General features: G+C 65.9%; 13 protein-coding genes and 1 rRNA gene. 8 read left to right on the top strand and 6 right to left on the bottom strand.

Annotated features, from left to right (window positions below; genetic code table 11):
- Positions 1–9 precede the first annotated feature (9 nt).
- The 3 genes from AAEX57_RS05255 to ligD are packed head-to-tail and all read left to right on the top strand — an operon-like array spanning position 10 to position 1,545.
- Complete coding sequence (locus AAEX57_RS05255; protein ID WP_342091548.1) at positions 10–192, top strand: hypothetical protein; 183 nt, start codon at positions 10–12, stop codon at positions 190–192.
- Positions 193–202: 10 nt separating this feature from the next.
- Positions 203–583, top strand: a complete 381-nt coding sequence (locus AAEX57_RS05250; RefSeq protein WP_342091549.1) for a hypothetical protein — start codon at positions 203–205, stop codon at positions 581–583.
- Entirely contained in the window at positions 580–1,545 is a 966-nt protein-coding gene (gene ligD / locus AAEX57_RS05245) for a non-homologous end-joining DNA ligase (RefSeq protein ID WP_342091550.1), read from the top strand. The genes AAEX57_RS05250 and ligD overlap by 4 nt, the downstream gene beginning before the upstream one ends.
- 60 nt (positions 1,546–1,605) lie before the next feature.
- On the opposite strand, the gene treS is transcribed toward ligD, so the two are convergent.
- The 3 genes from treS to AAEX57_RS05230 all read right to left on the bottom strand — a co-directional run bounded on the left by treS (position 1,606) and on the right by AAEX57_RS05230 (position 5,583).
- The gene (treS, locus tag AAEX57_RS05240; RefSeq protein ID WP_342091551.1) at positions 1,606–3,933 is read right to left on the bottom strand and encodes a maltose alpha-D-glucosyltransferase; all 2,328 of its coding nucleotides are present in this window, start codon (positions 3,931–3,933) and stop codon (positions 1,606–1,608) included.
- A gap of 62 nt (positions 3,934–3,995) precedes the next feature.
- On the bottom strand, positions 3,996–4,811 hold the full coding sequence (locus AAEX57_RS05235) for a hypothetical protein (protein ID WP_342091552.1): 816 nt from the start codon (positions 4,809–4,811) through the stop codon (positions 3,996–3,998).
- 10 nt (positions 4,812–4,821) lie between these two features.
- Positions 4,822–5,583: a DNA alkylation repair protein gene (locus tag AAEX57_RS05230; RefSeq protein ID WP_342097759.1), complete on the bottom strand. Its 762-nt coding sequence runs from the start codon at positions 5,581–5,583 to the stop codon at positions 4,822–4,824.
- A gap of 73 nt (positions 5,584–5,656) precedes the next feature.
- On the opposite strand from AAEX57_RS05230, the gene AAEX57_RS05225 reads away from it, so the two are divergent.
- The 4 genes from AAEX57_RS05225 (at position 5,657) to AAEX57_RS05210 (ending at position 9,533) form a co-directional block, all read left to right on the top strand.
- Positions 5,657–6,034: a PAS domain-containing protein gene (locus AAEX57_RS05225; protein ID WP_342091554.1), complete on the top strand. Its 378-nt coding sequence runs from the start codon at positions 5,657–5,659 to the stop codon at positions 6,032–6,034.
- A 395-nt stretch (positions 6,035–6,429) separates the two neighbouring features.
- Positions 6,430–7,698, top strand: coding sequence for an extracellular solute-binding protein (locus AAEX57_RS05220; protein ID WP_342091555.1), 1,269 nt, complete (start codon positions 6,430–6,432; stop codon positions 7,696–7,698).
- 3 nt (positions 7,699–7,701) lie between these two features.
- Positions 7,702–8,661 carry a carbohydrate ABC transporter permease gene (locus tag AAEX57_RS05215; RefSeq protein ID WP_342091556.1) on the top strand — a complete coding sequence of 320 codons (960 nt, stop codon included), beginning with the start codon at positions 7,702–7,704 and terminating at the stop codon, positions 8,659–8,661.
- On the top strand, positions 8,658–9,533 hold the full coding sequence (locus tag AAEX57_RS05210; RefSeq protein ID WP_342091557.1) for a carbohydrate ABC transporter permease: 876 nt from the start codon (positions 8,658–8,660) through the stop codon (positions 9,531–9,533). Before AAEX57_RS05215 ends, AAEX57_RS05210 begins: the two co-directional genes overlap by 4 nt.
- Positions 9,534–9,561: 28 nt before the next feature.
- Here AAEX57_RS05210 and AAEX57_RS05205 read toward each other — a convergent pair whose 3' ends face one another.
- Positions 9,562–9,933, bottom strand: coding sequence for a GntR family transcriptional regulator (locus AAEX57_RS05205; RefSeq protein ID WP_342091558.1), 372 nt, complete (start codon positions 9,931–9,933; stop codon positions 9,562–9,564).
- A gap of 151 nt (positions 9,934–10,084) precedes the next feature.
- Here AAEX57_RS05205 and AAEX57_RS05200 point away from each other — a divergent pair, with 151 nt between their 5' ends.
- Positions 10,085–10,645: a hypothetical protein gene (locus tag AAEX57_RS05200; RefSeq protein ID WP_342091559.1), complete on the top strand. Its 561-nt coding sequence runs from the start codon at positions 10,085–10,087 to the stop codon at positions 10,643–10,645.
- A 46-nt stretch (positions 10,646–10,691) separates the two neighbouring features.
- Here the strand turns inward: AAEX57_RS05200 and mqo are convergent, their stop codons facing one another.
- Positions 10,692–12,242, bottom strand: coding sequence for a malate dehydrogenase (quinone) (gene mqo, locus AAEX57_RS05195; RefSeq protein ID WP_342091560.1), 1,551 nt, complete (start codon positions 12,240–12,242; stop codon positions 10,692–10,694).
- 403 nt (positions 12,243–12,645) lie between these two features.
- Positions 12,646–12,762 (bottom strand): 5S ribosomal RNA (rrf, locus tag AAEX57_RS05190).
- Positions 12,763–12,765 lie beyond the last annotated feature (3 nt).

Below are 12,765 nucleotides of genomic sequence, written 5' to 3'. Positions count from 1 at the left end.
CTTGACAGCGTGAAGTCATCCACCCTCGCCGGCCTGGTCGGCCTCGTCCTGGCACTCGTCCTGCTCTGGCTTGCCATGCAGGGCTTCCATGTGGTCCGTTGGCGGATCCGGTACATGATGCCGGCCTTCGTCTCCGGACTGCTGGTGGGCGTGCTCGGGACGCTGGCGCTGACCGGCGGCCGACGGGGGTAACCTGTCCGTCATGTCTTCGCCTGCCGCTCCCGCCGCTGACGCTCCCGAGGGTACCTGGGCGGTGGTGGTCTCCGCCTTCGCCGTGATCACGACGACGCTGGCCTCCGGCGTGCTGTTCAAGGGTTACCTGGATCTGGCCAAGATCCCCGGGCCGACACCGGCCATGGACCAGATCCCCGACACCCCGGCCGCCCAGTCGGCCCTGCAGTGGATGCAGATCGGCGGCGGCATCTACATCGTGGCCGCACTGCTGGCCATCATCGGGCTGGCCGCCGGCATCCACTTCGCCCGTCGCCCCCTCGGCTTCGGCAGGGGAGTCTGGGCGATCGCCCTGGCCGCCTGCACCCCCGTGCTGGCCATCATGCTGCTCACCGGGATGGGCGCGACGTGAGCCTGGCGGCCGGTTCTGTTCCCGAATGGGAGCCGATGCTGGCCACCCTGGGCAGCGTCGACGCTGTCTCGGCGCGGCCAACCGACTACCACTACGAGGTGAAGTGGGACGGCTACCGCGCCCTGGCCCACTGCGATCCAACCGGTGTTCGGTTGCGCAGCCGCGGTGGGCTGGAACTGGCGGTCAGCTACCCCGAGCTGCGCGAACTGGACGATCTGCTGAGCGGCCACCGAGCCGTGCTGGATGGGGAGATCGTCGCCCTCACCGATGATGGCCGCTCCGACTTCGAGGCCCTGCAGAACCACGGCCAGCCGGGCGCCCGGGCCGCTCACTACATGCTGTTCGACCTGCTGCACCTGGATGGCCATGACCTGCTGCAGGTGCCCTACCTGCAGCGTCGCGATCTGCTGGAAAGCCTGGTCGGGGCCGGCACCGGGCACGTCCACCTGCCGTCCACCTTCGGCGATGACCTGGAGGTCGCGCTGGGTGCGAGCGCTCAGCTCAGGCTGGAGGGGCTGATCGCCAAGCGCACCACCAGCGCCTACCATCCGGGCCGACGCAGCGAGGTCTGGCTCAAGATCAAGAACTTCTACACCCAGGACGTCGTGGTGGTCGGCTGGAGCCGGGGGAGTGGCAACCGTTCGGGCAGCCTGGGTTCACTGCTGCTGGCGGTGCCCGACGACGACGGCCAACTGGTCTGCGTCGGCGCGGCGGGCAGCGGTTTCACCGCCGCGGCGCTCGACGAGGCGATGACCCGCCTCGCGCCCCGACAGCTTGCCAGCAATCCGGGCGTGGTCGGCCTGAAACCGGCGGAGCTCCGGGCAACCACGTGGGTGCGCCCGGAGCTCTGCGGTGAGGTCTCCTATGGGATGTGGACGGCATCGGGCCGGCTGCGCCACCCGGTCTGGCGGGGGTGGCGCGACGACCTTGACCCCGGCCAGATCCGGCGCGACGAGGGCTGACCCCGTCGGCTGGGCTGTCCAGGCCGTCGGCTGGGCTGTCCAGGCCGTCGGCTGGGCTGTTCAGGCCGTCGGCGTGGTGGGTTCGCGCACGATCATCGCCAGGCCGCCGAAGGGCGGCAGCGTGACGCTGAAGCCGCCCAGGTCGTCCACATTGTCCACCTTGCGACGAGTGGACAGGTCGAAGACCCGTCCGGCCGGGATGTGATCGGACTGCACCCGCGCGACGATCTTCTCCGGCCCGAAGTTCAGGGCGGTGATCTGCACCGCGCCGATCTCCAGCTTGTTGACCAGCACCAGCAGTGCCTTGTTCGCCACCTCGGGAATGTCGAGCAGCTCGCCGGAGGCGATCCCGTTGCGCTTGCGCACCTTGAGGACCTGGGCCAGTCGCGACGCGAAGGAGTTGGTGCTGGCCAACTGCTCGGGCAGCGGGCCGTAGAGCGCCGTCGCCTTGGGCATGCCCGAGGCGGATCCCTTGGCGTCGGGGTTGGAGCCCAGCAGGTCGTAGGCACCGCGTTCGATCCAGCGGGTATCGCCGGATTCGATCAGCTTGCTCACCTGCTCGCGGGGCAGGGGGAGTGCTCCCACCAGGTCCCATCCGGACAGGGCGAAGACGCCCGGCTGCCAGGCGTTGTACATGCACAGCAGCAGGTGGGCATTGGTGATCCGCTTGACGTCGGCCTCGGTGATCTCGTCCAGGTCGGTGATCCCCAGGCTCGCCGCGATCACCGACGCGGTGGTGCAGGCGATGCCGTTCTGGGTGAAGACCGAGTTGTACGGCCCGGCCTCGCCGGTGAGCTTCTGCCGCATGGTCTCGCGGATGTGCTCGCTCATCTCCGCCCCGGTCCAGTCGCGACCGGCCAGGTGGTAGATGTCGTCGCGATGGTTGTTGGCAAAGTGCACCAGCTCATAGGTGAGCTCGTCGTGGTTCTGCAGGGCGTGCACCAGCGAGGCCTGGTCGATGCCGATGGCGGCGGCCTCCCGCAGCGCGAGGCGCAGGAACTCGGTGTCGCCGGTGGCCATGGCGTACTGGTAGGCCGGGCGGGTGACGAAGTCGTAGCTCAGGTCCGGGCCGACGCTGCCGGTGTTCTTGATGTCGTCCATGCCCAGGTTGAGCTCCTGGAAGGTGAAGCCGCCCACCTTGCGCACCATCGAGCCGATCAGCTGGTTGGCGGCCTGGCTCAGCGGGTGCCCCTCTGACCAGGCCGGGGTGGCGTCGACGGTCTTCTCCACGCCCAGGAAGCCGTTGGCGTCCAGTCGCAGACCGCCGGAACCCAGGTCCAGCAGAGAGTGCAGCGCGTCGCCCATCACCAGCCGCATGCCGGCGAAGGTCGGATCGAGCCAGTTGATGGAGGGCTGGCCCTCCTTGAAGTAGTGCAGGTAGACCCAGCGACGCTTGGTGCCCTGGTAGTCGTAGATCTCCGGGGTGCAGGACCAGTTGGTCTCCTTCACGCCGGGCTCGTAGAAGATCACTCGCTGCAGCTCACCGATGATGTAGCCGGCCTCGGCCAGCGCCCGTTCGGCCTCGGGAGTGAGGTTGACGGCGTCGCGACCCGGGGGGACGTCGGGCAGCAGGTGCCAGGCCTCCTCGGGGATGTCGATCATGTGGTAGATGCCGGGGTAGTCGTGGTAGTTGAGCTCCGCCAGCCGGAAGTCGGCGCCCTTGCCGGTGTGACCGGGGATGATGTCGTCGATGATGGTGCCGCCGTGGCGCGACGCGTTCTCGCACATCGTGCGGAACTCCGCCTCGGTGCCGAAGACCGGGTCCATCGCCATGCTGATCCGGTCGAAATGGCCGTCGATGCTGGGGGTGGGCTGCCAGCCGGAAAGGCCACCGGCCAGCTTCACCGGGCCGGTGTGGACGGCGTCGATGCCCACCGTGGAGAAGGCCTCCCAGAGCTGTTCGGAGCCCAGCGCGCCCAGGAAGGACTGCCCGTTCTCGTTGATCATGCTCAGCGGGTAGGCGGTGAACCAGACCGACGCGGTCTGCAGGGCCGCGCGCGGGTCGGGGTGCGCAAAGGGGTTCTGCCACATCTTGTGTTCACCGGCCAGCTGCCGGGCGACGACGGTGGCATCGTGCAGCATCGACTGGCTCTCCAGCCAGTCGACGTAGGCACGGTTGCGGCCGTCGGCCTCGAAGGGGGGCGTCAGCGGGCTGGACTGCTTGCCGGCGCGATGCCGGCTGGCGCGAGGGCGCACCAGGTGCGGGCGGGCCGCGAAGCGCTGCTGCTCGAAGCTGATCTCGGGAAGGATGTCCTCCAGGGGCACGCCATCCGCGGTGACCTCCTCGGGGTCCAGCGCGGGCGCCTCGGCCGGAGTCTTCGACTTCGTCTTGTCTGCCTTGCTGCCGGACTTCTCGGGGCGCGGGCTCTTGGATTCGGGATTGCTCACGCAGACAATCTAGTGGTAGCCGCCCAAGGATCGTGCACTTTCGCAGAGAGCCGACCGAGTGCTCAGCGCCGGTTGCGCAGCTTCATCAGTTCGCGACGTTGGGAGGCGCTCAGCGAGTCCATTCCCTTGGCGCTGATCTGGTCGAGCAGCTCGTTGAGCCGGTCGTCGTCCTTGGCCCGGGCGGCCTGCCGCTTGGCCTGTTCACGGGCGGCCTTGGTGGGCTTGCCCGGCTTGGGTGCGGCCTCCCGGCCCGGGATCCAGGCGAAGTCACGCAGCAGGCCGAGGCGTCGGGCGAAGATGGCGACGAGTGCGAAGGCCAGCAGCATCGACAGCAGGGCGACCAGGTTGCGTGCGGCCAGCAGCTGCAGGGCCTGGACGGCAACGAGCACTGCCCCGATGATCCATGCGGGGATGCTGAAGAAGAAGGGGCGGTGCGGGTTCTCGGCAATCCACAGCAGCAGGACGACGAACTGCACCAGGCCGATGCCCATCAGGCCGGCCCACTGGCTCAGCAGCAGCCCCAGCACGGCCGAGGACAGGGTGAGGCTGGCCCAGATGCCCACCAGCAGCTGCGCCATCTTGTTCTTGCCCAGCTGCTGTTCCAGTTCGGTGCCGAAGATCCAGAAGAAGAACAACGACAGCACGCCCCACAGGCTGATGCTCTCGGCGAGCGGCCAGGTGAGGGCACGCCAGACCTCTCCGGCCAGCAGGTGCCCGCTGGTGAAGTAGAGCAGCGCGGGCAGGTTGGGGGCGATCACCGAGGCGATCCAGGACAGCACGACAGCCCCGACGACCAGCAGGGTGCTGCCCACCTCGACCCGCCCGATCTTGAACCAGTGGTCGCGCAGGTCGTTTCCCATGGAGAAGTATCCGCTCACCCCACCAACGCTACCGTGACGCGGAAGGCCCACCGCGCATGAAACGGGCTCGATCTGCCGGGTCGTGCTTCTCCAGCGCGTAGCGCAGCGCCGTGCGCGGCATGGTGGCGGCGTGCCGGTTGAGGAAGACGTCCAGCGCCGCCCGGTCGACAGCTCCGACTTCCCGCAGCATCCAGCCGACGGCCTTGTGGATCAGGTCATGCTCGTCGTCGAGCAGTTGTTCCGCCACCCACAAGGGCAGATCGACGTCCCCGGCCCTGATCACGGCCAGCATGGAGACCATGGCAATCCGACGTCGCCAGAGCAGCGGGTCACGGATCAGGGGGAGCAGCTGGGCACGTTGCTGGCCGGGGGAGAGCGATGCCAGCCACGGCCCGGTCACGTAGGGGGCGACGGTGTCCACCAGATCCCAGTTGTCCAGGCATTCGGCGTGAGCGAGCACCAGGTCAACACAGCGTTGCCTGACCGCTGGGCTGGTGCGCTTGGCCTTGCACAGGTCGGAGAGCAGGATCGCGGCCAACAAGCGCACTTCGTGCACCTCATGGAACAGCAGTGCCTCGATCACCGTGAGGCTGGGGGAGCGGGGTGACTCCCGCAACCAGGCCTTGGCGATCTGGCGCAGTTGGGGAACCCGCACCCCGATTACGACGTCGCCCTCGGCATAGCCACCGGGGATGGCCTTCAGGTAGGCCGCCTTGGCCGGGGCGTCGTCCGGATTGCCGGCGGCCAGAACCATGGTGACCAGTTCGGTGGAGTCCGGTTGTGAGCCCATGCCAGAACTCTAGCGGCCATCCAATACTTGACGATGGGCAAAATTCCGGCCACAAGCAGGCAAAATGACGATCATGAGCGACGACATACTGCTGCGGGCACTCCATCAGGCCGGCGACGCGATCATCGTGATCGACCGGGACGGACTGGTCCGTGGCTGGAATGAGCACAGCGAGAAGCTGTTCGGCCATCGAGCTGACGACGTGATGGGCCAGAGCCTGGACTTCATGATCCCGGAGCGACTGCGGACGGCCCACGACAAGGGCTTCGGCGCAGCAATGGAATCCGGTCACCTGGCATCCGACGGCAAAGCCCGCCGAACCAAGGCACTCAAGCCCGACGGGTCGAACGTCTTCGTCGAGATGACCTTCGCGGTGATCAACGACGACGACGGCACGGCCATCGGTTCGGTTGCCGTGGCCCGCGAGTGGGTGCGCGAACCCAAGGCCTGACAGCGGCGGGGCAGCGAAGTCCCGCCGAATCCCACGCCATATTTTCATAATGTTGCTTATCGGACTAATTGGTGAACGGAGAACCGGGCAGCGAAACCGACGACCACCCGCAACGACATGCAGGAAACCAGCAGGCCAGCGGCTGGAACTGGCCCTCGCTGGTCATGATCGCCGTCAACACCTCGGCCTCCTCACGTCCATTGCCACGATGCTAGACCGGTGCTCTGGAAGCGCTCCAGCGATTTCCAACGCGAGAAAGTGTTCACCCACCGCTCATTGCCGGTGATCACTTGTTGACTAGGGCATGTGCCGGCGCGACCCTGCCCGGGAGCATGTGTATGCTCGTCTGGTTCGGTGACGCAACGGGGCGTCCGAACGATCTGAGGAGAATCGTGATGAACATCTCTCGTCGTGCTTTCACCGCAGGGCTGGCCGCAGCAGCCGTCGCCATGACCGGCTGTGGCGGAGGCAGCGGAGCCGGAACCGCTGGCGGTGGTGCCAGCGGCGGCAGCGGTGAGAAGGTCAAGAGCATCAAGCTGGTGGCCGCCGAGTACAGCAAGGACAACACCAAGGCCTTCTGGGACGCGTTCGCCAAGACATACAAGGAGAAGTCGGGCTTTGACCTGGAGGTCCAGGTGGTCAGCTGGGACAACATTGACCAGCAGTCCTCCACCATGATCCAGAACAACCAGGCGCCGGACATCCTGAACCTGAATGCTTTTGCCTCCTATGCCAAGGACGGACTGCTCTACAGCGCCGACGAAGTACTGCCCGACGCCCACAAGGCGGACATCCTGGATGCCTTCGTGAAGTTCGGCAGCTACGAGGGCAAGATGTACGGCTTCCCGGATCTGGCCAGCGCGCGCGCCTTCTTCTACAACAAGGAGCTGTTCAAGAAGGCCGGCATCGCCAACCCGCCCAAGACCTGGGCCGAGTTCGAGGATGCCGCCAAGAAGATCACCGCCCTGGGTGGCGGCGTCGTCGGTTACGCCATGCCGCTGGGCCCGGAGGAGTCGCAGGCCGAGTTCTCCATCTGGACCTTCAACAATGGTGGTGCCTGGAAGGATGACAAGGACTGGACCATCAACTCGGAGAAGAACGTCGAGACCCTGACCTTTCTCAAGAAGCTCGCGGTGGAAGACAAGGTCACCCAGAACAATCCAGCCAAGACCAACCGCGCCGACGCCTTCGACCTGTTCAAGTCCGCCAAGGCCGGCATGGTGGTGGGCTTCAGCCCGCTGGCCGCGGCGCTGGACAAGGAGGCCAAGGTCTCCTACGGCGTCGCCCCGATGCCCACCAAGGACGGCGGCGAGGCCCAGACCTTCGGCGTCACCGACTACCTGATGGCCTTCAAGAAGCCCGGCAACCAGGAGGCGGTCAAGGCCTTCTATGACCTCTACTACCAGAAGGACCAGGTGAACACCTTCATCAAGGCAGAGGGTTTCCTGCCCGTCACCGAGACCGGTCTGGAGTTCTTCAAGGACGACCCCAAGCTCAAGGTCTACCTGGACACCCTGCCCAACGTCCACCTCACCCCCACCGACGATGCTCGCTGGGACAAGGTGAAGCTCGCCGTGCAGCAGAACCTGGGGGCCGGGGTGACCGCGTCGGGCGACCCGAAGAAGGTCCTGGATGACCTGCAGGCCCAGGCGACGGCAGCCTGACCGATGAGCACGACGAGTGAGGCGGCCCCGGCCGCCGCAATGAACCGCCCGACCAGGCGTCGGCACCGGTCCCGCAACCAGATGTCGGTAGGCCAGGCCCTGCTGTGGATCGGCCCCTCGCTGGTGCTGATCTTCGGCGTGGTGCTCTTCCCCGCCGTCAAACTGGTGCAGGCCTCGCTGGGGCGCTATTCCATCACCGGTCTGCGCACCGGGGACGCCGGCGGCCGCAACTATCGCGCCGTCGCCGAACACCCGATGTTGGGCACCGTGCTGACCAACACCCTGGTCTGGGTGGTGGCCGTCGTCGCCCTGACCATCCTGGCGTCGTTGGCGATGGCCCAGTTTGTCAGCAAGGATTTCCGGGGACGCCGGATCGTCCGCACCGCGCTGATCATCCCGTGGGCCGCCTCACTCGTCATCACCTCGCAGTTGTTCGTCCTGATCTACGACTTCAACTACGGCAAACTCAACCCGCTGCTGCTCAAGCTGCGCCTGATCAAGGCCCCGATCGACTGGCTGGGCAATGACAGCTGGACCATGGCGTCGATGATCCTGGTGGGCGTCTTCGTCTCCATCCCCTTCACCACCTTCGTCTTCCTGGCCGGGCTCTCCTCCATCCCCGACGACGTCAACGAAGCCGCGACGGTGGACGGCGCCTCGCCCTGGCAGCGCTACCGGCACGTCACGCTCCCCCTGCTGCGGCCAGCCATGCTGATCGCCACCGTGCTGAACACCATCTACGTGTTCAACTCCTTCCCGATCGTCTACACGCTCAATGACCGCAACCCCGGCTACGGGCACGACACCACCATCACCTTCATGTACAAACTGGCCTTCAAGTCGCAGGAGAAGGACGTCGGCATGTCCGCCGCCGCGGGCGTGCTCAACGTGCTGATGATCCTGGCCGTCGTGCTGGTCTACCTGAAGCTCGTCGACCCCCGGAAGGACGAGTCCCTGTCATGAGCGCCGTCACCGTCACCACCTCCAACAAGGCCGTCTCCCGACGCGGCGCCTGGCACGGCATCCGGCCGTGGGCGATGCCCGTGATCGGGCTGGCTCTGGCCCTGATGTTTGCCATGCCCTACGTGATCATGGTGCTCGGATCGCTGCGCACCTCACAGGACAACAAGGCCACACCCAGCACCTTCCTGCCGCGGGAATGGCAGTGGAACACCTACTCCCAGATCCTGGGCGACGAACGTTTCCTGAACTGGCTGAAGACGTCGCTCCTGGTTGCGACGGCCTCCACCGCGATTGTCGTGCTGATCGCGATCCCCGCCGCCTACGCGACCGCCCGCTTCCGGTTCAAGGGCCGGATGGCCTTCCTCTTCCTGGTGCTGGTCACCCAGATGTTCGCCCCCACCTCCCTGGTGGTGGGCCTGTACCGGGAATTCTTCGAGCTCAACATGGTCAACACCTACGGGGCGCTGATCCTGACCAATGCCGCCTTCAACCTGGCCTTCGCGGTCTGGATCCTCAACGGCTTCTTCACCTCCATCCCCAAGGAGGTGGAGGAGGCCGCGGAACTCGACGGTTCCAGCAAGCTGCAAACCCTGCTGAAGGTGATGCTGCCGCTGACTGCCCCGGGCGTGGTGACCGCGGTGATCTTCACCTTCATTGCGGCCTGGAATGAGTACGTCGTCGCCCTCACGCTGATGATCGACGACGAACGCAAGCCGCTTACCGTGGGCATGCGCACCTATGTCACGGGCTACGTGCAGCACTGGGACCAGCTCTTCGCAGCCGCCACCATCGCCGTGATCCCGGTCGCGATCCTGTTCACCCTGATCGAGAAGCACCTGGTGGGTGGCCTGACCGCCGGATCGGTCAAGTAGCCCGGAACGCTTGGGTGACGCTCGCGGACTACCAGCTGCGACGGATCTCCCCCACCAGCTCATCCAGGCTCAGCCCGCGGGCCTTCGCGGTCTGCACCAATCGCGCGACGGCCGAGGTGATCTGGTCGTGGGCGCCCTGCCCCAGCACGACGGTGCCATTGCGCCCGCGGGTCTCCACCTGCCCCTCGGCCTCCAGCTGCTTGTAGGCCTTGGCGACGGTGTTGGCCGCCAGCCCCAGCGTCGACGCCAGCTGGCGGACCGCCGGCAGCTTGGCCCCGGCAGCCAGATCACCGTCGCGGATGGCCGAGGTGATCCGGTTCACCAGCTGCGCATAGGGCGGCTCCGTCAGGGCGTCGTCGATCACCAGAGTCCACTCCCCCACCTGAGCTTCCCGAACCATCCCAGTCCCTTCCCTTGATCTTCGGCCCCCGGCAGGCTCTCGGCTGAACAACACATGCCGATCAGACCAACGCAGAGCCCAACCCCAACCAGTCTGGCCCGTAGTTGCCGATACTGGAGCCATGACTCGGGGGATGTCTGCCATTGGGCCCATGTTCACTGCCGCGGTGTGCTTCCTGGCCACCGCGCTCATCCGCTGGTGGCCGTGCCTGCAGGACGGCGTCGGCACCGACGCGTGCTTCTCTCACGAGGACGACTCCTACGAGGCCCTGCTATGCAACACCTGGTCTCCCCAGCTCCTCCTGATGACGGCTGGGTACCTGTGCCTGACCCTGGGCATCGTGCAAGTGGGCCGGATCGCCCGGTCACGGTGGTGGCTGACCGTCGGCATGATCATCGCTCCGCTGATCGCGGCCGCAGCCACGTGGCATTCGCCCTCTCGACTTCCGGCCGTCCTGATGACCACGTCCTGGCTGCTCACGCCATTGCTGGCTGCCTTCCAGACAGCCGACTCGCACATCCCCCGGTGGAGCCGCATCTGCTACTCCGTCGGATTGACGCTGACCATCCTCTACGTCGACGCCGTCCTGATGGCTCCCCTGTTGGCGGGTGGTTACCATTCCCACGACACAACGTCGTACACCTATGTCGGCACCGGCCTGGGGGCGTTCCTGGCGGCATCGGCAGTCTCGGTATGCCTCGCCCGGACGTGACGAGGGCGCCACACCTGCGGTGTGACGCCCTCGTCGGTTGACTTGGTCAGGCCTTCTCGATCTTCACCGGAGGGGCCAGGTTCAGCACCTCGGCGGTGTGCTTCATGATCTCGTAGGCACGCTCCGGGTTGTCGGAGAGCTTCTCGCCGTAGGACGGGATGACCTCCTTGAAGCGCGGGCCCCACTCCCCCATCTTGTCGGGGAAGCAACGGCTCAGCACGTCGAGCACGATCGGCACGGCGGTCGAGGCGCCCGGGGAGGCACCCAGCACGGCGCCCAAGGTGCCGTCGGCCGTGGTGACCACCTCGGTGCCGAACTCCAGGCTGCCACCCTTGCCTTTGGCGTCAGTCTTGATGATCTGCGCGCGCTGGCCGGCCTTGATCATGTGCCAGTCGGTCATGCTGGCGCTCGGGGCAAAGGCCCGCATCTCGGCCAGCTTCTGCGCCGGAGTCATGAAGATCATCGTGGCCAACATCTTGATCAACGGAATGTTGTCCTTGGCGACGTTCAGCACGGCGCCCAAGTTGTCCGTACGGATCATCTTGGGCATGTCCAGCATGGAGCCATACTTCAGGAAGCGTGGGTCGATGCCGGCGTACGGGCCGAACAGCACGGAGCGGCTGCCGTTGATCACGCGGGCATCCATGTGCGGGTTGGACATCGGCGGCGCCCCCACCGGAGGCTTGGCGTAGACCTTCACCTTGTGATTGTTGACCACGTCGGGATCGTCGGTGGACATGAAGGCACCGGTCACCGGGAAGAGCGCATAGCCTGCAACCTCGGGGATCTTGGCCTTCTGCAGCATCTTCAGAGCCCAACCGCCGGAACCGTTGAAGACGAACTTCGCGCGGACGAACTTCTCGCCGGACTTCTTGCCACCGATCTCGCCACGGTCGACGATCCGCAGCGTCCAGGTACCGTCGGTGTTCTGCTTCAGGTCGGTGACCTCCTTGGAGGTCTCGACGTTCACGCCGTGGAAGGCCAGGTAGTTGAAGATCTGCGTGGTGATCGAGCCGAAGTCGACGTCGGTTCCGGTGGGATCGTAGGTGACGGCGATCCGGTCGCTCGGGTCGCGGCCTTCCACCAGGAAGGGCGCCCACTCGCGGATCTTCTCCTGGTCGTCGCTGAACTCCATCGCGGCGAACAGCGGGTTGGTGCGCAGGCTCTCCCACCGCTTGCGGAGGAACTCGATGTCGTCCTCGCCGTGCACGATCGACATGTGCGGGCAGGCATTGACGAAGGTCTCCGGGAGACCCAGGATCCCCTTCTCCACCAGGTGCGCCCACAGCTGCCGGGTCTGCTGGAACTGTTCGTTAATCTGCACCGGCTTGTCGTTGTTCATGGTGCCGTCAGGGCGTTCCTTGGTGTAGTTCAGCTCACACAACCCGGCATGCCCGGTACCCGCGTTGTTCCACGGGTTCGACGACTCCTTGGCCACCTTGGCCAGCCGCTCGTAACCGACGATCTTCCAATCGGGCTGCAGCTCGTGCAGCACCAGCCCGATGGTGGCACTCAGCACGCCACCGCCGATCAGGGCAACATCAACTTCCTCGGCCTCAACGGGCCACTTGCTTGGCTTCTGCTTCGCCAGTACCACGGCATCTCCTCAGATATTGTCCGCAACACGTTCGATTGGCCGTGGCCGGCGCGAAGACCGGTGCGCAACCTGCAGCGCAGTCCCGTGCGACCCGTGGCCGGCGACTGCGACGACGCGCGACCAACGAACTCCCTCCACCGTATTGCGTTCAACCTCTTTGCACCAGTCGTAACAACCGATTGTCCCGCTTCTGACTAGCAGGAACCGCTGGTTCTGCGCCCGGCGTAGTCTGGCTGCGCGGCCTCGCGCGCAACCGCTCGTCCGGCCCGGCTTCCCTGGTCGCCAATGACGACAGGCCGACGTACCATACCGGGCTCCCCGGCAGGCGCCGTAGAGCAGCCTTTCGGAATGTGAAAACACCCCTTGGGTTGATCATTGCTGATCACCCAAGGGGTGTTTGTAAGTCCGGCGGTGTCCTAGTCTCCCACAGAGTCCCCCCTGCAGTACCATCGGCTCTAAAAGGCTTAACTTCCGGGTTCGGAATGGGACCGGGTGTTTCCCTTTTGACATGACCACCGAAACA

The organism is Luteococcus sp. H91 (assembly GCF_038433135.1).
Classification (GTDB): Bacteria; Actinomycetota; Actinomycetes; order Propionibacteriales; family Propionibacteriaceae; genus Luteococcus.
The sequence above is the reverse complement of the archived record's forward strand: the minus strand, read 5'-3'. Positions and strand labels throughout refer to the sequence as shown.

Excerpts from the sequence above, each read along its gene's own strand:
- AAEX57_RS05215 (WP_342091556.1), top strand. The coding sequence starts at position 7,702 with ATGAGCACGACGAGTGAGGCGGCCCCGGCCGCCGCAATGAACCGCCCG.
- AAEX57_RS05250 (WP_342091549.1), top strand. The coding sequence starts at position 203 with ATGTCTTCGCCTGCCGCTCCCGCCGCTGACGCTCCCGAGGGTACCTGG.
- AAEX57_RS05230 (WP_342097759.1), bottom strand. The coding sequence starts at position 5,583 with ATGGGCTCACAACCGGACTCCACCGAACTGGTCACCATGGTTCTGGCC.
- AAEX57_RS05220 (WP_342091555.1), top strand. The coding sequence starts at position 6,430 with ATGAACATCTCTCGTCGTGCTTTCACCGCAGGGCTGGCCGCAGCAGCC.
- AAEX57_RS05200 (WP_342091559.1), top strand. The coding sequence starts at position 10,085 with ATGTTCACTGCCGCGGTGTGCTTCCTGGCCACCGCGCTCATCCGCTGG.
- AAEX57_RS05205 (WP_342091558.1), bottom strand. The coding sequence starts at position 9,933 with ATGGTTCGGGAAGCTCAGGTGGGGGAGTGGACTCTGGTGATCGACGAC.
- AAEX57_RS05225 (WP_342091554.1), top strand. The coding sequence starts at position 5,657 with ATGAGCGACGACATACTGCTGCGGGCACTCCATCAGGCCGGCGACGCG.
- AAEX57_RS05210 (WP_342091557.1), top strand. The coding sequence starts at position 8,658 with ATGAGCGCCGTCACCGTCACCACCTCCAACAAGGCCGTCTCCCGACGC.